Source organism: Rhodanobacter sp. DHB23 (assembly GCF_014842975.1).
GTDB lineage: Bacteria > Pseudomonadota > Gammaproteobacteria > Xanthomonadales > Rhodanobacteraceae > Rhodanobacter_A.
In genome coordinates this window covers 128,622-146,180 of the sequence record NZ_JACYXK010000020.1, presented here as the reverse complement: position 1 = coordinate 146,180, position 17,559 = coordinate 128,622, and the positions used below count along the sequence as shown (strand labels likewise).

14 protein-coding genes and 1 tRNA gene are annotated in these 17,559 nt (G+C 65.6%); 4 read left to right on the top strand and 11 right to left on the bottom strand.

Annotated elements, in window-relative coordinates:
- Nucleotides 1–242: 242 nt before the first annotated feature.
- The 6 genes from murB to IHE47_RS03805 all read right to left on the bottom strand — a co-directional run bounded on the left by murB (nucleotide 243) and on the right by IHE47_RS03805 (nucleotide 6,053).
- On the bottom strand, nucleotides 243–1,271 hold the full coding sequence (gene murB / locus IHE47_RS03830) for a UDP-N-acetylmuramate dehydrogenase (protein ID WP_192104435.1): 1,029 nt from the start codon (nucleotides 1,269–1,271) through the stop codon (nucleotides 243–245).
- Between the two features lie 10 nt (nucleotides 1,272–1,281).
- A complete protein-coding gene (locus tag IHE47_RS03825; protein WP_192104411.1) occupies nucleotides 1,282–2,319 on the bottom strand; it encodes a quinone-dependent dihydroorotate dehydrogenase in 1,038 nt (345 codons plus the stop codon).
- Between the two features lie 130 nt (nucleotides 2,320–2,449).
- Nucleotides 2,450–3,220: a class I SAM-dependent methyltransferase gene (locus IHE47_RS03820; protein WP_192104409.1), complete on the bottom strand. Its 771-nt coding sequence runs from the start codon at nucleotides 3,218–3,220 to the stop codon at nucleotides 2,450–2,452.
- A gap of 4 nt (nucleotides 3,221–3,224) precedes the next feature.
- Nucleotides 3,225–4,001 carry an SDR family oxidoreductase gene (locus tag IHE47_RS03815; protein ID WP_192104407.1) on the bottom strand — a complete coding sequence of 259 codons (777 nt, stop codon included), beginning with the start codon at nucleotides 3,999–4,001 and terminating at the stop codon, nucleotides 3,225–3,227.
- Complete coding sequence (locus IHE47_RS03810; RefSeq protein WP_192104405.1) at nucleotides 4,001–4,297, bottom strand: DUF4190 domain-containing protein; 297 nt, start codon at nucleotides 4,295–4,297, stop codon at nucleotides 4,001–4,003. Before IHE47_RS03810 ends, IHE47_RS03815 begins: the two co-directional genes overlap by 1 nt.
- Nucleotides 4,298–4,520: 223 nt before the next feature.
- Nucleotides 4,521–6,053 (bottom strand): aldehyde dehydrogenase family protein, encoded by a 1,533-nt coding sequence (locus tag IHE47_RS03805; RefSeq protein WP_192104403.1) that lies wholly within the window; start codon nucleotides 6,051–6,053, stop codon nucleotides 4,521–4,523.
- 114 nt (nucleotides 6,054–6,167) lie between these two features.
- Between IHE47_RS03805 and IHE47_RS03800 the strand changes: the two genes are divergently transcribed.
- Nucleotides 6,168–6,244 (top strand) — tRNA-Arg (locus IHE47_RS03800).
- Between the two features lie 133 nt (nucleotides 6,245–6,377).
- On the opposite strand, the gene IHE47_RS03795 is transcribed toward IHE47_RS03800, so the two are convergent.
- The 3 genes from IHE47_RS03795 to IHE47_RS03785 all read right to left on the bottom strand — a co-directional run bounded on the left by IHE47_RS03795 (nucleotide 6,378) and on the right by IHE47_RS03785 (nucleotide 11,858).
- A complete protein-coding gene (locus IHE47_RS03795; protein WP_192104401.1) occupies nucleotides 6,378–8,048 on the bottom strand; it encodes an AAA family ATPase in 1,671 nt (556 codons plus the stop codon).
- Nucleotides 8,049–8,321: 273 nt separating this feature from the next.
- A complete protein-coding gene (locus IHE47_RS03790) occupies nucleotides 8,322–10,634 on the bottom strand; it encodes a transferrin receptor-like dimerization domain-containing protein (protein WP_192104399.1) in 2,313 nt (770 codons plus the stop codon).
- A 126-nt stretch (nucleotides 10,635–10,760) separates the two neighbouring features.
- Nucleotides 10,761–11,858 carry a glycosyl hydrolase family 18 protein gene (locus IHE47_RS03785; protein WP_225561600.1) on the bottom strand — a complete coding sequence of 366 codons (1,098 nt, stop codon included), beginning with the start codon at nucleotides 11,856–11,858 and terminating at the stop codon, nucleotides 10,761–10,763.
- 100 nt (nucleotides 11,859–11,958) lie between these two features.
- On the opposite strand from IHE47_RS03785, the gene IHE47_RS03780 reads away from it, so the two are divergent.
- Together IHE47_RS03780 and IHE47_RS03775 are read left to right on the top strand one after the other, a co-directional pair.
- On the top strand, nucleotides 11,959–12,132 hold the full coding sequence (locus tag IHE47_RS03780) for an oxidoreductase-like domain-containing protein (protein WP_343227431.1): 174 nt from the start codon (nucleotides 11,959–11,961) through the stop codon (nucleotides 12,130–12,132).
- A gap of 273 nt (nucleotides 12,133–12,405) precedes the next feature.
- On the top strand, nucleotides 12,406–13,386 hold the full coding sequence (locus tag IHE47_RS03775; protein ID WP_192104395.1) for an LLM class flavin-dependent oxidoreductase: 981 nt from the start codon (nucleotides 12,406–12,408) through the stop codon (nucleotides 13,384–13,386).
- 686 nt (nucleotides 13,387–14,072) lie between these two features.
- On the opposite strand, the gene IHE47_RS03770 is transcribed toward IHE47_RS03775, so the two are convergent.
- Both IHE47_RS03770 and IHE47_RS03765 read right to left on the bottom strand, forming a co-directional pair.
- Nucleotides 14,073–14,528 carry an FKBP-type peptidyl-prolyl cis-trans isomerase gene (locus tag IHE47_RS03770; RefSeq protein ID WP_192104393.1) on the bottom strand — a complete coding sequence of 152 codons (456 nt, stop codon included), beginning with the start codon at nucleotides 14,526–14,528 and terminating at the stop codon, nucleotides 14,073–14,075.
- A 49-nt stretch (nucleotides 14,529–14,577) separates the two neighbouring features.
- Nucleotides 14,578–15,315: a glutathione S-transferase family protein gene (locus tag IHE47_RS03765; protein WP_192104391.1), complete on the bottom strand. Its 738-nt coding sequence runs from the start codon at nucleotides 15,313–15,315 to the stop codon at nucleotides 14,578–14,580.
- 187 nt (nucleotides 15,316–15,502) lie between these two features.
- Here IHE47_RS03765 and IHE47_RS03760 point away from each other — a divergent pair, with 187 nt between their 5' ends.
- Complete coding sequence (locus IHE47_RS03760; RefSeq protein WP_192104389.1) at nucleotides 15,503–17,500, top strand: oligopeptide transporter, OPT family; 1,998 nt, start codon at nucleotides 15,503–15,505, stop codon at nucleotides 17,498–17,500.
- Nucleotides 17,501–17,559: the final 59 nt, after the last annotated feature.

Genomic DNA, 17,559 nt, shown 5'->3' with positions numbered 1-17,559 from the left:
TATCGCTTCAACCGGCGCTTCGATTTGCCGGCCATGGTGCTCGATTTGGCCCATGCGCTGCTCGGAACCCGCCCGCAAGCAGAGCGGGCTCTTCGAGATCCAGCTGACATTCGACGCTAATCAGGCCTCCGGGAGAGGGTGCCGACAGGCGGGAGAGGGTTCGGGCGGAGCGAAATGTCGAGGCAAGTCCGCCCTCTCCCCCGGCCCCTCTCCCGCTAGCGGGGGAGGGGAGGGCAAGCACGTCAGCGCCCCCCGACTACCACCGGTTCCGGTTCCAGCCGCACGCCGAACTTCGCCTGCACGGTGGCGATCACGTGTTGCGCGAAGGCCCATAGTTCGCCGCCGCTGGCATGTCCATGGTTCACCAGCACCAGGGCATGGCGGTTGGAGATGCCGGCATCGCCTTCGCGCTGGCCCTTGAGGCCGGCGGCCTCGATCAGCCACGCGGCGGAGAGCTTGCTGCGGCCATCGGCCTGCGGCCACGCGGGCAGTTCCGGGTGTTCGCGCTTGAGCGCTTCGGCCCGCGCGGCATCGACCACTGGATTCTTGAAAAAGCTGCCGGCGTTGCCGATCACCGCAGGATCCGGCAGCTTGCGCGTGCGCAGGTGCACCACCGCTTCGGCGACGTGGAACGGCGCGGGCCTGGCCACGCCCATGCGCGCGAGTTCCTCGCGGATGCCGGCGTAGTCGAGGCGCAGCTCGCGCGAGCGGGGCAGGGCAAAGCGCACGGCGGTGACGATGTAGCGGCCGGGCTCGCGCTTGAACAGCGAGTCGCGGTAGCCGAACGCGCAGGTGGCGCGGTCGAGCTGGGCCACGCGATGTTCGCGGGTATCCCAGGCTTCCACGCTCTCGATGAACTCGGCGACCTCGGTGCCGTAGGCGCCGATGTTCTGGATCGGCGCGGCGCCCACCGTGCCGGGGATCAGGATCAGGTTTTCCAGTCCCGCATAGCCCTGGCCCAGCGACCAGCGCACGAAGTCGTCCCAGCGCTCGCCCGCGGCCACCGCGATGCGCGCGATGTCGCCGTCCTGCTCCACCTGCACGCCGCGGGTTTCCATCGCCAGCACGGTGCCGTCGAAATCACCGGCGAGCAGCAGGTTGCTGCCTTCGCCCAGCACCAGCAGCGGCGCGTTGCGCACGGCGGGGAAGTCCAGCAGCTCGGGCAGCTTGCTGGCGTCGCGCAGCTCGGCCAGCAGCTTCGCACGTGCGTTGACGCGCAGCGTGTTGCGCGTGGCGAGCGGGGCGTTTTCGGTGAGCGTGTAGCCGCCCATGTCGATCCTTTCAGGCGGCATGCGGGGCTTCCTGTTGGCGGCGGATCTCGTCCACGCACTCGGCGATCAGCCGCGGGCCGCGGTAGATCAGGCCGGAATAGAGCTGCACCAGGGTGGCGCCGGCGTCGAGTTTCTCGGCGGCGTCGCTGCCGTCGAGGATGCCGCCCACGCCCACGATGGGCACGCGCTCGCCGAGGCGGCGGCGCATGCCGCGCAATACGTCGGTGGAGAGCGCGAGCAGCGGCTTGCCGGACAGTCCGCCGGTCTCGCTGCCGCGCGGATCGTCCGCCACGAGGGAGTGGTCGATCGTGGTGTTGGTGCAGATCACGCCGTCGATGCCGGTGGCGAGCAGGGTTTCGGCGATGCCGTCCTGCTCGTGTTCGGAGAGGTCGGGCGCGATCTTCAGCAGCATCGGCTTGCGCTTGCCGCCCTGCGAGCCGAGCTGCTCTTGCCGCTCGCGCAACGTGGCGATGAAGCGGCGCAATGTGGCTTCTTCCTGCAGGTCGCGCAGCCCCTGCGTGTTCGGCGAGGAGATGTTCACCGTGATGTAGGTGGCGCGGTCGTACACGCGCTCCAGGCACAGCAGGTAATCGTCCACCGCGTTCTCGTTCGGCGTGTCCTTGTTCTTGCCGATGTTGATGCCGAGCACGCCGCGGTAGCCGGCCTTGTCCACGTTGCGCACCAGCGCGTCGACGCCCGCGTTGTTGAAGCCCATGCGGTTGATGATGGCCTCGTGCTGCGGCAGGCGGAACAGCCGCGGCTTCGGGTTGCCCAGTTGCGGCCGTGGCGTCACCGTGCCCACTTCGACGAAACCGAAACCCAGCGCGCCCAGAGCGTCGAGGTGGTCGGCGTTCTTGTCCAGGCCTGCGGCAAGGCCGACGGGATTCGGGAAGCGGATGCCGAAGGCTTCCACCGGCAGTTCGTCGGCAGGCCTGGCGACGAAGCGCATCAGCTCGCTGCGATGGGCCACGTCCAGGCCATAGAGGGTGAGGCCGTGTGCGGTCTCGGCGTCCAGCGCGAACAGCAGCGGGCGGAGCAGGTCGTACATGAAGAATCTCGGTAGAAAAGGTCTGGCCGACCGGTTTTTTGCTCGTCATTCCCGCGAAAGCAGGAATCCAGTGACTCTGGTCTTCAGGGAATTACAGTCGCTGGATCCCAGCTTTCGCTGGGATGACGAGCTAAAGCTGAAACGATCCCGCGATGATGCGCGTGTCGTAGTCGAAGCTGATGCGTCCGTTCTGCTGGCAGCGCTCGAACAGCTCGCGCAGCGCAGCGATCATCGGCGCGTGCTGCGAATGGCCTTCCTTCGGCGCGTAGGAGGATGACATCAGGCGGCCGCGCAACGCGTCGAAATCCAGCGACTGCTTGTGCTCGAAACGCACCGTGCCGCGCCAGCCGGCGCCGAACCACGCGCGCATGCTGTCGTCGTCGGCGTAGCGTTCCGCCACGCTGGTGTAGTCGGTGCCGTAACGCAGCAGCAGCGCCTCGTAGCCTTCGAGGAAGGGCGTGCCGGTGAGCCGACGCGAGTTCCAGAAGATCGCGGCGAGGCCGCCGGGACGCAGGATGCGCGTGAATTCGCGCCGCGTGGAAGCGGGGTCGAACCAGTGGAAGGCCTGCGCCACCGTCACCAGGTCGACGCTGCCGTCGGGCAGGTGGGTGGCGTCGGACGTGCCGTCGACGGCGCGGAAACGCGGGTTGTCGCCCAGCCAGGCGAGCGCCGCGTCGCGCATCGCCGCGTTCGGTTCCACCGCGGTCACGTCGTGGCCGGCGTCGAGGAGCAGCTTGCAGGAGATGCCGGTGCCCGCGCCCACGTCGGCCACCTTCCACGCAGGCGTGACGCCCTGTTCGCGGTGCAGCCAGTCGAGCATCGCGACGGGGTAGTCGGGGCGATAGCGCACGTAATCGGCGACGCGGTCGCTGAAGCGTTCGGTGGAATGCAGTTGGCTCATGGCATCAACCCGAGAGGTTCTGGCCGCCATCCACGCACAGTGTCTGGCCGGTGATCCAGCCGGCCCACGGCGAGGCGAGGAACAGCGCGGCGTGGGCGATTTCCTCCGGCTTGCCGTAACGGCCGAACGGAATTTTCGCGAGCGTGGCAGCGTACAACTCGGGTTCTTCGCGCTTGCGCCGGTCCCACAATCCGTCGGCGAATTCGATCGAGCCCGGCGCGATGGCGTTGACGCGGATGCGTTGCCCGGCGAGCTGCATCGCCTGCGAGGTGGTGTAGTGGCTGAGCGCGGCCTTCATCGCGGCATAGGCGGAGCCGTTGCGGCGCGGATGGAAGGCGGCGATGGAACTGGTGTGCAGGATGCTGGCGTGCGGCGAGCGCTGCAGGTACGGCAACGCGCAGCGCGAGGCGCGCACGGCGGCCATCAGGTCGACGTTGAAGTTCGCCAGCCAGGCCTCGTCGTCTTCGCTGAAGCCGTAGCCCGAGGCGTTGTTCACCAGCACGTCGATGCCGCCCAGCGTGTCGGCGGCGGCATCGACGTAGCCGGCGATGGCGTTTGCATCGCCCAGGTCGCAACTGGCCGCGTGCGTCGCGTGGCCGAAGACGGCGAGTTCGTCGTGCGCGGCCTTGAGCGCCTCCGCGCCGCGTGCGCAGATGGAGACCGCCGCGCCGGCTTCCGCGAAGGCCAGCGCGATGCTGCGGCCGATGCCCTTGCTGCCGCCGGCGACGGCGATGCGCCAGCCGCGGAAATCGAAAAGCGGAGTGGCGGACGGATCAGGCATCAGTGCCAATGCGCGAAGCCAAAACCAAAGACCAGCATCGCGATGACGAAGACCACCACCAGCACGCTGAAGGCCAATTGCACGTAACCCAGCACCAGCCCGGCGACGGCCATGCCGTCGCCCTCGATGCGCTGGTCGATGGGTGCACGGCGGATCTCGCCGCGCGCCAGGTGGCCGCAGATCACCGCGATCAACGCGCCGATGAAGGGCAGCATGAACCAGGTGAGGATGCCGAACACCAGGCTCACGATGGCCATGGAGCTGGTGGTGCTGCGTTGGGGCGGCTGGTAGCTCATGGTGATGATCCCTGGATTGCAGAGTGCGGAAAACCTTCTCCCTCCCCTGCGTGCAGGGGAGGGTTGGGGTGGGGTGCTTTTGTCTCCACGCAAGCGTGAGAGCCACCCCCTCCCAACCTGCATTCGGGCCATCCATGGTCCTCACCCTACGGGCGGCTTGCGCCGTGCAAATCGGCAATCCTGCCGATTTGTCCCCTGCAAGCAGGGGGAGGGGCACAGCAACTTACAAGTCGAACTTGATGCCCTGCGCCAGCGGCAGCGAATCGGAGTAGTTGATGGTGTTGGTCTGGCGGCGCATGTAGGCCTGCCACGCGGTCGAGCCCGACTCGCGGCCGCCGCCGGTTTCCTTTTCGCCGCCGAACGCGCCGCCGATCTCCGCGCCGCTGGTGCCGATGTTGACGTTGGCGATGCCGCAGTCGCTGCCGGCGGCGGACAGGAAGGCTTCCGCGCGCTTCAGGTTGGTGGTGAAGATCGAGGACGACAGGCCCTGCGGCACCGCGTTCTGCATCTCGATGGCGTCCGCGATGTCGCGGTACTTCATCACGTACAGGATCGGCGCGAAGGTCTCGTGCTGCACGATCTCGGCGTCATTGGTGAGGCCGGTGACGATGGCCGGCAGCACGAAGTTGCCGGGGCGCTCGATGGCGGCGCCGCCGGTTTCCACCTTGCCGCCCGCGGCCTTGGCCTTGGCGATGGCATCGAGGTAGGCGGCCACGCCTTCCTTGCTGTTGAGCGGGCCCATCAGGTTGGCCGGGTCGGTGGGGTCGCCGATCTTGCCTTCCACCTGCTTGTACGCGGTGATCAGCTTGGCCAGCACCTCGTCGTACACCGACTCCTGCACGATCAGGCGGCGCGTGGTGGTGCAGCGCTGGCCGGCGGTACCCACCGCGCCGAACACGATGGCCGGGATCGCCAGCTTCAGGTCGGCGGTTTCGTCCACGATGATGCAGTTGTTGCCGCCCAGCTCCAGCAGCGAGCGGCCCATGCGCTGCGCCACGCGCTCGCCGACCTGGCGGCCGACCTTGGTGCTGCCGGTGAACGAGATCAGCCCCACGCGCTTGTCGTCCACGAACTGCTGCGCCAGCGCGCTGCCGGCGTCGTTGAACAGGAAGAACAGGTCGGGGAAGCCGGCCTTGTTCAGCGCCTCGTTGCAGATCTTCATCGAGGCGATGGCGGACAGCGGGGTCTTGGGCGAGGGCTTCCAGATGCTGATGTCGCCGCAGATCGCGGCGATGAAGCTGTTCCACGCCCACACCGCCACCGGGAAGTTGAACGCGCTGATGATGCCGACCAGGCCGATCGGGTGCCACTGCTCGTACATGCGGTGGCCGGGGCGCTCGCTGTGCATGGTCAGGCCGTACAACTGGCGCGACAGGCCCACGGCAAAATCGCCGATGTCGATCATCTCCTGCACTTCGCCGTCGCCTTCCGGCTTGGACTTGCCCATCTCCAGCGCCACCAGCGAACCCAGCGCATCCTTGTGCGCGCGCAGCGCGTCGGCGCACAGGCGGATCGCCTCGCCGCGGCGCGGCGCCGGCGTGGTGCGCCACACCTTGAAGGCGGCCTGGGCGCGCTCGACGATGGCGTCGTAGTCGGCCTGCGAGGAGGCATTCACGCGGCCCAGCACCTCGCCGGTGGTCGGGTTCACCGGCTCCAGCACGCCGGCGTCGCTGGTCTTCGACCACTCGCCGTTGCCGAGGTAGGTGCCGGAATTCGTCTCGGCCAGGCCGAGCGCGGAGAGGATGCTGTGGGACATGCGGACTCCAGTGCCGGACGCGTGCGTGCGCCCCGTTTCAAAAGGGGGATTCTAGCAGGGGCGGCCCCGCGGCCGGTTCCGGAGGGGCGCGTTCCATGCCAGAATCCGCGCCTCGGCCCCGTAGCTCAGCTGGATAGAGCATCCCCCTCCTAAGGGGAAGGTCGCGCGTTCGAATCGCGCCGGGGTCACCAGATGCGCAAAGGCCGGCGAAAGCCGGCCTTTGGCGTTGCTGTGGTGGGTGTTTCGAGGCGATAAGTAACGTTTGAATTTAATGATCTGCGAGCTTTTGCGCAGGTCTGGTAAGGTGCGGCGACGGGCTCGATATCATGCGGGGATGCCCTTTCGATTTGGATCGGCGAGCCAGTTTTTCAGTTGTTGCATAAACACCCAAACATCGTTGTCCGATGGTTTTAAGTAATTCGCGGCGTTCGGATCTTCCCCCATTTTTTCGAAGACGCTTATCAGCCATGATGGCCCGTGGCCTGATGCACCCAAGTGTTTCAGCCATGATTCCAACTCACCACCAGATATTATAAATACGCCGTAGTCTCCGAGTTGAGATAGAAGATTCTTCGCCGCTTCTTGCTCGGTAGGACTGAGGATTGTGATGCCACCATCGCGTTTCATGTCGCGCCCAGTGGCATCCATCGCTTGTTTAATGGCCGCGCGCATTGTCGCCAACGATCCGTGGGAGATATTTGGAACATTCGCTCCAGAAAGCAAATTCGTCCACGTTGTACCTCCATCTTTAAGTATGTCAACGTCAATAATGCCGGCGGCTGGAATGCCTAATTTACGCAGGGGGCGAAGTATTGTCTGGACGGTCTGCTTGTTCTGCGCGTTGATGAATAGACAGTTGGGAATTCCCCATTCGGGCTTGAATCGCAGCAAACGTTCATTAATTTCTTGGTAGAAAGCTCTGTCTGCATCGGACTCAGTTACAACTACAAATTCATAAAACAGGCCGCTAAGAACGCCGGTTGATCGAAGTAGTGGATTTCGCATCAGCTCGAGGATTTCGTCACTAGGGAGTACTCTTGCCGTGGCGGTACCTCCTCGATAAGTTAGTCGGACAATATTAAGTGGGGCTCCGGATTGAATGCAGCCCATGACGAATGTAGGGCTATGGGTGGAAACAAATATTCTTTTTTCAGCTGAAAGAGCGGCACGGGAAACCTCGTGGCCAAGTTTGGAGGCGAGCGAAGGATGGAGAAATGCTTCCGGCTCATCAATGAGTAGTATTTGTGGGTCGCCAGCCATTACTTCGGTAATGATGCCGGCAAAGGCTTTCACTCCATCACTTGCCAGATCGATAAGCTGAGCTTCCGAGTGAAATTTAACCGCTTCGGCGTGAATTCCGCGCTCTTCTAAGTCATTGGCTGGTGCACGCTGAGACAGCCGAATGCGCAGATATCCCAAGCTGGTGGGGTCAATTACGAAATAAGAGCCAAACGCTTCATTGACGATTCGACGAACCTCGTGACGCTTTTTGTCGTCTCGGAATAAGACTTGAAAGCTCGATTGTGGCGGCATTTGTAAATCGCCGGCGCTTTGCTGATTAACTAAATTGATTCTGTTCCGGCCGTCAAGTATTAGTGTGCTGTGTTGCAAAAACCACTGACAGAAAGCTTGAATGTTGGTGTCTGGTTTCTCTATAAATTGGGTAAGAGAGCTTATGGGCACCTGTTGCCGGCCATATCGGCTGCCGACGATGATGTGGTCTATGTTGATTGCCTCTCCTTGGCCTGGCACCTGCTTAATGCTCTCGATTGCTTGTGGTGTTTTATCGGCGGCAAGGCCGGTAAAGGTGAGGTCGTCAAGAATTACTGCTGAGGCATCTTTCGACCCTCTTCGACAGTACTGTTCAATTTCAGAAAGCACCTTGCTCTTGCCAGAATTATTTGGTCCAACGAACACAGTAACTGGCGTCGCAGTAATGTTTTCTGGGTTGAGGCCGGGGGCGCGACCGAATTTGAGCTTGAAATTGGAAATCACGCTAAAGGCTCCAGGGGGGCATTTTTGATGATGCTGAGCTCAAATTCGCTTGTCTTATAAAGCCTGTTAATTAATTTAAATTTACAATATGGATTCAGGTCATTGGCATTTCATGTAAATTGAAAGGTTTAATTTTTTTCTTAATTTATGTTGCTTAATTTTGTGGTCTTTCCAAAGGGCGGCGAGCATATGGTGATTCTCTCGCCATGGACTGGCGTCGACAAGTTGAGCATGCGTGATTGGCGCCGTCCTTGGCGCCTTCTATGACCACGATCAGTGCGATTTCCTCAACATCGCCGTGAGCCGTTCAAGCTGCAGGCGATACCCATCCAGCACCTTGGCCGTAACGACCGCATAGCGATCCGCTTCATCCCACCGCCGCGCCTCCAGCGCCTCACGCACACCAGGCACGGTCTTCACGCCATAACCCGTGAGCATCCCGGGCGCATAGATCATGTGCCGGAACCAGGTGCGCCCGGGCAGGCCGTCGGGGCTGGTGAGCGACTGTTCCATGCGGCCCATCAGCGTGTTCAGGGCTTTGCGCTGGGCATCGGTGAGGTCGAGTCCGCTGGCGGCGCGGGCGTGGTAGGCGGTTTCGTAGGCCTGCGCGCTCTGCTTCAGTTTCTGCGCGGCCTGGTCCAGCGGGGCGAGGTCGATGGCTGGCACGTCGGAGTCCCGTGCGGGCGGGGCCACGGGGTGGCTGGGGTCGTCGGCGAGGGCGAAGGCATGCTGGTCGAGCAGGCGGTGCTGTTCGTCGGTGGCCTTGCGCGTGGCGTCGACCAGTTCGTGCAGTTGTTTCACGTAGCGGTCCAGCGTGTCGCTGAAGTCGCCGAGGCGCAGCGGCAGCACGCTGGCGTCGGCAGTGCGCAGCACGATGTGGCCGGCGACCTTGGACAGCGCCACGCCGTATTCGAAGCTGGGGTCGCCGAAGCGCGCGTAGTGCTCGAAGGTGTCGTAGGCGGAGTGGTACACGGCTTCGTTTTCGTCCTCGCCGCCGAAGCCGAGGTCGAGCGAGGCGATGCCCAGGTGTTCGAGGAAGGCGCTGTAGTCGGAGCCGGAGCCCAGCGCCTCGATCGGCAGGTCGCCGCCGCCGGCCGCGAGCTTGGCGTCGTCCTTCGCGCGTGGGCTTGCACCCTTGGCCGCACCTTGCACCTGCATGCGCGCGCGCAGGCGTTGCTGCACGCTCACGTGGGTTTCCGGGTCGGTGACGCCGGAGGCGACCTGGTTCACCAGGTGCTGCAGCGAGTGGCTGCCGCCCGCGCCGAGGAAGCCGCGGCCGTTGGTGTCGGAGTTGACGTAGAGCACGGCTTTGGCCTGCAGCTCCTGTGCGTGCGTCTCGGCCCATTCGGTGGAGCCGAGCAGGCCGGGTTCCTCGCCGTCCCAACTGGCGTAGACCAGGGTGCGCTGCGGGCGCCAGCCCTGCTTGACCAGGGTGCCGATGGCCTTGGCCTCGGCCAGCAGCGCCACGTTGCCGGCCAGCGGATCGAAGGCGCCGAACACCCAGCCGTCGTGGTGGTTGCCGCGGACGATCCACTGGTCGGGTTCGCTGGAACCCTTGAGCGTGGCGATCACGTCGTAGACGGGCTGGCGGCCCCAGTTCGATTCGACCACGAGATGCGCTTTCGTGGTGCCGGGGCCGATGTGATAGGTGAAGGGCAGCGCGCCGCGCCAGTCGGCGGGCGCCACCGGGCCGCCCAGCGATTGCAGCAGCGGCGTGGCGTCGGCGTAGGAGATCGGCAGCACCGGGATCTTCATCAGTGTCCTGGCGTCTTTCAGCGCCAGGTGCTTGGCGCCGGGCACCGAGCCGTAGCCGGGCGTGGTGGGGTCGCCGGGGTACACCTGCATGTCGGCCACCGAGCCGCGCTGTACACCGTCGGCGGGACGCCAGCCGCCGTCGGGGTAGGTGTCGCCCTGGTAATAGCCGTCGTCGCGCGGGTCGGAATAGATCAGGCAACCCAGCGCGCCGTGCTCCTGCGCGAGCTTGGGCTTGAGGCCGCGCCAGCCGCCGCCGTAGCGCACGATCACGATCTTGCCCTTCACGTCGATGCCGCGGCGGGCCAGCGCCGTGTAGTCGTCGGGCATGCCGTAGTTGACGTAGACCAGCGGCGCGGTGACGTCGCCGTCGGCGCCGTAGACGTTGTACGGCGGCAGCGCGCCTTGCTGGATGGACGAGGTGGCGTCGCCGGGCAGCGGCGGCTCGTCGAGCTTGGCGGTGAAGGGCTTGGGGCCAAGCAGTTGCAGCGATTCCTTCTTCGGCGTGGGGTAGAGCACGTCGAAGGTTTCGATATGCGCGTCCCAGCCCCATTCGCGGAACTTCGCCAGCATGAAGTCGGCGTTCGCCTTGTCGTGCGGGGAGCCCACCTGGTTGGGCTGCGAGGCCATCTGCTTCAGCCACTCGCGCTGGTCGGCTGGGTCGAGCAGGGCGTCGAAGCGTTGTTCGAGGGTTTGTTCCTGCGTGGCGCCAGTGCGGGTGAAGCCGAGCATGCTGGTGCTGGCCTGATCGCTGGCGGGCGTGGCGGCCGACGTGGCGAAGGTCGCCAGCAGGCAGGCCAGGGCGCAGGCCGGGCGGATGTTCGGGTGTGGCATGTGGAACTCCCCTTGGCGTGGTTGCCGCGTGATGTGCAGTAGCGGGCTTGTTCAAGATTTCCGAAGCAGGGCGGACATGAAGCCCTCCCCTTCAAGGGGAGGGGGAGGCGGATCGTGCCGAGGTGCTTATTGCAGGCCTTGCCACACCGCATGCAGCAATTCGTCGGTGGGGTCGCTGCTCTGTTCCCAGTACATCAGCCCACCGAGGTGCTGCGCCTTCACGTAGGCGCCCTTGGCGGCGATGGATTGCGGGTCGTCGTAGGTGATGAAGCGGTGCGTCTGTTCGTTCCACAGGAACGGCGCATCGGCCTTCGCGTCCCAGTAGCGCACGTAGCCGTCGTGGTTGATGAAGTCGGCCTTGAGCTCCGGCCAGTCGTGGCCGCCCTGGTAGTGGCCGTATTTCTGGAACATGCCGTGATGGGCCGCATCGACATCGGCAAACTCGCGGCCATAGAACGCCACGCCGGGCACCAGCTTGGCGGCCGGCACGCCCGCGGCGAGGAACTGCCGCACCGCGCGCGACAGCGTGCGTGCATCGGCGGGAGCGAGTTCGGACGCGTGCAGGCCGGTGTGGTTGCAGGTGGTCGGCGTCATCACGTTGCAGAAGTCGTAGGTCATCATGTTGAACCAGTCCAGCGACGGCGCGACGGCGGCGAGGTCGATGCCGTCCACGAACGGGCCGTCGGCGGCGGCGATGGTCAACAGGTAGTGCTTGCCGTGGCCGGCCTTGTCCAATGCGGCGCGCAGCGCCTTCAGCAGCGCGGTGAAGTGTTCGCGGTCCTGCGGGTTGGAGGCGATGCCGGATTCGTGGTGGCCGGGGTATTCCCAGTCCACGTCGAGGCCGTCGGCATGCGTGTCCACCAGCAGCGCGGCGGCGCTGTCGGCGAAGCGCTGTCGTGTTTCCGCGGTCATCGCCGCTTCGGAGAAGCCGCCCACGCTCCAGCCGCCCACCGAGATCATCACCTTGAGCCTGGGATGCGTGGCTTTCAGCGCGATGCGCTGTTCCAGCAGCGTGCGGTCGTTGGGGGCGAGCGTCACGCGGCCATCGGCCGGGTGCGCGAATGCGAAGATCAGGGTGTCGATGCGGTCCACGTCGGCCGCGGGAATCGGGTGGTGTGCGGTGTCGTAGGCCACCACGCGATAGTGTTCGGAAGCTGCGTGTGCGAGCGGTGCGCAGGCGAGCATCGCCAGCAAGGGGAGCAGGGAAAGGCGGCGCAACGTCATCAGGGGGATTCCGCAACGGGGGAGTCCCGATCATCGCAGCGCTTCGATGGCGCCACCAGTGCGAATTACACTGCGAACCGGATTTGCCCGAGTGTCCTGCGTGAACCCAGCCGACAGCCCCGACGACCCGCGCCCCCAGCCGCCGCCCGAACCCGATCCCGGCGAGTGCTGCGGCAACGGCTGCGATCCGTGCATCTACGACTTGTACAACGACCAGGTGGCGTATTACCGCACTGCGCTGGCGGCGTGGCAGGCGCGGCATCCCGACGCGTGAGTCTTGCAGCCCTCAAGGGCATCTTGAATGACCGCATTTCTGCTCGTCATTCCCGCGAAAGCGGGATGAGCTTCACAACAGCGAAGCTGGTCATCCATTTCGACCTTGCGAAACATCCACTTGGATTCCCGCTTTCGCGGGAATGACGTCGGCGGGAGTTTTCGAGATCCCTTCAAGGGCTCCCTTGCTACTCCTGGCCGTTCGCCTTGAGCCGCATTGGCAAGCGCGCTTGCCGCCCCCAGATCAGCAGGCATCGTGCCCTTGGATGCCGCCATGATCCCGTTCTCCGTACTTGACCTTGCGCCGATCACCGCAGGCAGTGATGCCGCGCAGGCGTTCCGCAACACGCTGGACCTGGCGCAGCTCGCCGAACGGCTGGGCTACACGCGCTACTGGCTGGCCGAGCACCACAACATGCCGGGCATCGCCAGCGCGGCGACGGCGGTGCTGATCGGCCACGTGGCGGCCGGCACCTCGACCATCCGCGTGGGCGCAGGCGGCATCATGCTGCCGAACCACGCGCCGCTGCAGGTGGCCGAGGCGTTCGGCACGCTGGCGGCGCTGCATCCGGGGCGGATCGATCTCGGTCTCGGACGCGCGCCCGGCACCGACCAGGCCACCGCACGGGCGTTGCGCCGCTATTACGAAGGTGCCGACGAGTTTCCGCAGGACGTGGTGGAGCTGCTGGGTTATCTCGAACCGGCCGCGCCGGGGCAGGCGGTGCGTGCCGTGCCTGGTGCGGGCAGCGAGGTGCCGGTGTGGATACTCGGTTCCAGCCTGTTCGGCGCGCGGCTGGCTGCGCAGCTCGGCTTGCCGTATGCGTTCGCTTCGCACTTCGCGCCCGACGCGATGGACGAGGCGCTGGCGTTGTACCGGCGCGACTTCAAGCCTTCGGCACGGCTGGCGCGGCCTTACGCCATGCTGGGCATCAACGTGGTGGCCGCCGACAGCGATGCCGAGGCTCGGCGTTTGTTCACCACGCAGCAGCAGAGTTTCATCAATTTGCGGCGTGGGCAGCCGGGGCTGATTCCGCCGCCGATTGACGATATCGAGGCGTATTGGACGCCGGCGGAAAAGTTGATGGTGGAGCGGGCGCTGGCCTGTGCCGTGGTGGGCGATGCCGCCAGCGTGAAGCAGGGCCTCGCCGACTTCATCGCCCGCCACAAGCCGGACGAACTGATGATCACCAGCAACGTGTTCGACCATGCGTTGCGGCGGCGGTCGTATGAGTTGGTGGCCGCTGCGCGCGGGTAGCTCGCTGGGTGCTTCCAAGTTGTGACTCCCCTCGCCAGCTTGCGGGAGAGGGGTTGGGGGGAGAGGGTGCTTTTGCTTTAGCTGTGTTATCGCAAGCGACGAAGCGGTTTCGTGCGCCTGTCGGCGCCCGAGTTACTTTTCTCTTGCGTGGCCAAGAGAAAAGTAACCAAAAGAGAAGGCCACCCCGCGGCGGCGCTCTCCGGGCATCCTGCCCTCCGAGTCCGTGAGGCGTGGCCGGGCTTTTCGGCCGGGCTCCTGCCCGGTCGAAAAGGCGAGTCCATCCATGGACTCGCCCGCTGCGCGGCCTGATCGTCCACGCCTCACCGCCGCCGAGGGGCCCCGGGTAAAGCGGGCGCGCATCGTGCGCGCCAGAAGCATCGGCCAGAGCAAAGCGGCACGTGCATCGTGGGCCTTTGTGCCTCAGCTCCCAGATACGGCGAGGCATGGCGGCGGCAATGGGCGTGTCGCGAGATGTAGTTCCAGCATCCTCGAAACAGCAGGCTTGTAATCCCGGCGGATCAAGCAAGGCCATTTCTCTTGGTTACTTCTCTTTGGGCCAGCAAAGAGAAGTAACTCGAGCGCCGGCAGGCGATCGAAAGCCCGCCGCAGGCGAGCCAAGGTGCAGAAGTACAGGATTGTCGCCTGCGAAAGCAAAGCATTGCGCGGTAGCGTCCGCGGAGATCCGCTTACTGCTGCCCCACGCCCACCAATTTCACATCGAACACCAACGAGGTGTTGGGCGGGATCACGTCGCTGGCGCCGCGGGCGCCATAGCCGAGTTCGGCGGGGATCAGCAGGGTGCGTTCGCCGCCCACGTGCATGCCGGCCACGCCCTGGTCCCAGCCCTTGATGACCTGGCCCTGGCCCAGCGGGAAGGCGAACGGTTCGCCGCCGTGGTCGTCGGTGCTGTCGAACTTGCTGCCGTGCTTGTCCTTGGCGCGGTCGTCGTACAGCCAGCCGGTGTAGAGCACCTGCACCGTCATGCCCGGTTTCGCCTCGGGGCCGGTGCCCACCTTGGTATCCACTTCGGTGAGCTTGTCCACCTGGCCGTGGCCGGCCGGTTCGGGTGACGGCGGGATGCGGTTGCAGGCGGCGAGGGCGAGGGTGGAGACGGCGGCGAGCAGGGCGAGGCGATGGCGCATGGTGGGTATCCGCGATGACGATTCGCCATCATCGCAGATCGCCCGTGCTTCAGGCCGCCAGCGCCTGCCGCCATGCGTGCGCGGGGTAGTAGAAGCGCATCATGCGCGCCACGTAGGCGACGAGGTTCGGATGGCGTTCGGCGGCCGCGCGCAGCGGGGTGTCGAAGAACGGGGTGAGGATGGCGGCGAGCACGGCGAAGCCGATCGCGTCCACGCCATGCGGCCGGTCGCCGAACAGGTAGTCGTGCCCGCCGAGCAGTACGGCCAGCGCGTCGATGGAGCGCGTGCCCAGCTCCGCGATCTGGTCGCGCGAGTGGCGGCCGAGGCCGTGGGCGTGCAGTTCGTTCTGCTTGGCGGCCTGCAGGTTGTCGCGCAGTTGCTGGCGCACTTCTTCCGGTGCGCGGTCGACGAAATGCGCCGGGCCCTTGGCGAAGTTCTCGGCGTCGATCCAGCGGAACCACACCATCGCCCAGTACAGGTGGTCCTCCAGCAGGCGCTCGACGGCCCACGCCTCGGCGCGCTGGCGCGCATCGAGGCCGGCGTCCAGGTCCAGCGCGTATTTGTGCTCCAGGTGGGCGCGGATGAAGCTGGAGTCGCAGACGATCTCGCCCGCGTCGTCGATGTACGGCAGCTTGCCCTTGGGCGCTTCCGGCGGGATGGCGAACACCTTGCGGTAGGGCAGGCCGGCCATCTGCAGCTGCACTTCGGTCTTGGTGACGAAGGGGCTGGGGTCGGGCAGGCCGAAGGCGGGGGCGCAACCGTACAGGGTGATCTGGGACGTGCTCATCGCGGGGCTCCTCGTGTGGATGGAGCGCAGTCTGCCGGGGGGCTGCTGACAGCCTGTTGTCAGCAGTCGCCGTCGCGCCGGCGTCGCCGCGACCGGGCCCTACGGCGGTCGGAGGCCGGCCGCAAGATGGGCAGGGAGGGCCAATCCACGCTATCTTGCGCGGCAGCATCCAACGGGGAGTCCCATCGTGAACCCATCCGCACCCAGCGCGTCCACGCGCGCCGAACTGACCCTGCGCGGCCTGGTCATCGGCATCGTCATCACGGTGGTGTTCACCGCGGCCAATGTGTTCTTCGGCCTGAAGGCGGGCCTGACTTTCGCCACCTCGATCCCGGCGGCGGTGATCTCGATGGCGATCCTGCGGGCGATGAAGAACTCCACGATCCAGGAGAACAACATCGTGCAGACGGTGGCCTCGGCCGCCGGCACGCTGTCCTCGATCATCTTCGTGCTGCCGGGCATGATCATGATCGGCTGGTGGGCCGACTTCCCGTTCTGGACCTCGTTCGCCATCTGCGCGCTGGGCGGCATCCTGGGTGTGATGTATTCCATCCCGCTGCGTCGCGCGCTGGTGACCGATACCGACCTGCCGTATCCGGAAGGCCTGGCCTGCGCCGAGGTGCTCAAGGTGGGCACCGGCGACGACGCGGATGCCGGCAGCGAGGAAGAAAGCCGCGCCGGCCTGCTCGCCGTGCTGTGGGGCTCCATCGTCTCGGCCGTGTTCGCCGTGGTGGTCGCCACGCAGGTGTTCGCGTCGGATTTCGTGCGCAATTTCCGCGTGAACGACAAGGGCGCGGTCAGCGGTTTCGATTTCAATCTTTCCTTCGCGCTGTTCGCCATTGGCCATCTGGTGGGCCTGTCGGTGGGTATCGCGATGCTGATCGGCGCCGTCATCGGCTGGGGCTGGGGCGTGCCGCACTACTCGGTGCTGGGCGACATGAGCCAGTCGGTGGCGGACCTCGCCAACGGCACCTGGAGCCACAAGGTGCGTTTCGTCGGTGCCGGCGCGATCGGCGTATCGGCGATCTGGACGCTGGCCAAGCTGGTGAAGCCGGTGGTCAGCGGCCTGGCTTCGGCGATGGCGGCTTCGCGTGTGCGCAAGGCCGGCAACGCCGACTCGCTGCCGCGCACCGAGCGCGACATCCCGATCGGCATCGTGGGGTTGGTCACGCTGGCGTGTTTCGTGCCGATCGCGTGGCTGCTCGGCTACTTCGGTTCGATCAGTGGCCTGGGCAACCAGGTCGCCGTGCTCGCCATCGGCGGCGTGGCCTTCGTGGTGCTGATGGGCTTCTTCGTGTCCACCGTGTGCGGCTACATGGCCGGCCTGATCGGTTCGTCCAACAGCCCGCTGTCGGGCGTGGGCATTCTCGTGGTGATCGCCGCCGCGCTGCTGCTGGTGGCGTTCGTGAAGCCGCATGTCGGCCCGGAAGAAGGCAAGGCGCTGGTGGCGTTCGCGCTGTTCATCACCTCGGTGGTGTTCACGGTGGCGGCCATCGCCAACAACAACCTGCAGGATCTCAAGACCGGCCAGCTCGTCGACGCCACGCCGTGGCGCCAGCAGGTGGCGCTGGTCATCGGCGTGATCGCCGGCGCCGCGGTGATCCCGCCGGTGCTGAACCTGCTCAACAAGGCCTACGGCTTCGTGGGCGTGGCCGGCGTCGGCGCGCATGCGCTGCCGGCGCCGCAGGCGGGCCTGATTTCCGCGCTGGCGCAGGGCGTGATCACCAACAACATCGACTGGAGCCTGATCATCACGGGCATCTGGATCGGCGTCGGCATCATCGTGATCGACGAAATCCTCGCGCGCACCACCCGGAACATGCGCGTGCCGCCGCTGGCGGTGGGCCTGGGCATCTACCTGCCGACCGTCAGCACCTTGATGGTGGTGGTGGGTTCGGTGGTGGGCTGGTTCTTCGATCGCCGCGCGGATCGTCGTTCGAAGAAGCCGGAGGCCACCAAGCAGCTCGGCGTCCTGCTGGCCTCGGGCCTGATCGTGGGCGAGAGCGTGATGGGCGTGGTCATCGCCTTCATCGTCGGCTTCTCCGGCAAGCCGGCGCCGCTGGCGCTGGTGGGCGAGAGCTTCGGCGCGGCGGCGCAGTGGATCGGCGGCATCGTGTTCGTGGCCCTGGTGGTGGTGCTGTACCGCTGGATCGCCCGCATGGGGCAGGGCACGTCCGCGCGCTGATCGCGCGGACGTCGTTCACCGCCTGCAACATGGCGTGCCTTAAAATCGGGCGTCCCCAG

What these genes read in the sequence shown, in the direction of transcription:
- IHE47_RS03765 (WP_192104391.1), bottom strand. Translation starts at nt 15,315, where the DNA reads ATGAGCACGTCCCAGATCACCCTGTACGGTTGCGCCCCCGCCTTCGGC.
- IHE47_RS03805 (WP_192104403.1), bottom strand. Translation starts at nt 6,053, where the DNA reads ATGTCCCACAGCATCCTCTCCGCGCTCGGCCTGGCCGAGACGAATTCC.
- IHE47_RS03815 (WP_192104407.1), bottom strand. Translation starts at nt 4,001, where the DNA reads ATGCCTGATCCGTCCGCCACTCCGCTTTTCGATTTCCGCGGCTGGCGC.
- IHE47_RS03785 (WP_225561600.1), bottom strand. Translation starts at nt 11,858, where the DNA reads ATGACGTTGCGCCGCCTTTCCCTGCTCCCCTTGCTGGCGATGCTCGCC.
- murB (WP_192104435.1), bottom strand. Translation starts at nt 1,271, where the DNA reads ATGGGCGGCTACACGCTCACCGAAAACGCCCCGCTCGCCACGCGCAAC.
- IHE47_RS03810 (WP_192104405.1), bottom strand. Translation starts at nt 4,297, where the DNA reads ATGAGCTACCAGCCGCCCCAACGCAGCACCACCAGCTCCATGGCCATC.
- IHE47_RS03820 (WP_192104409.1), bottom strand. Translation starts at nt 3,220, where the DNA reads ATGAGCCAACTGCATTCCACCGAACGCTTCAGCGACCGCGTCGCCGAT.
- IHE47_RS03825 (WP_192104411.1), bottom strand. Translation starts at nt 2,319, where the DNA reads ATGTACGACCTGCTCCGCCCGCTGCTGTTCGCGCTGGACGCCGAGACC.
- IHE47_RS03775 (WP_192104395.1), top strand. Translation starts at nt 12,406, where the DNA reads ATGATCCCGTTCTCCGTACTTGACCTTGCGCCGATCACCGCAGGCAGT.
- IHE47_RS03790 (WP_192104399.1), bottom strand. Translation starts at nt 10,634, where the DNA reads ATGCCACACCCGAACATCCGCCCGGCCTGCGCCCTGGCCTGCCTGCTG.
- IHE47_RS03770 (WP_192104393.1), bottom strand. Translation starts at nt 14,528, where the DNA reads ATGCGCCATCGCCTCGCCCTGCTCGCCGCCGTCTCCACCCTCGCCCTC.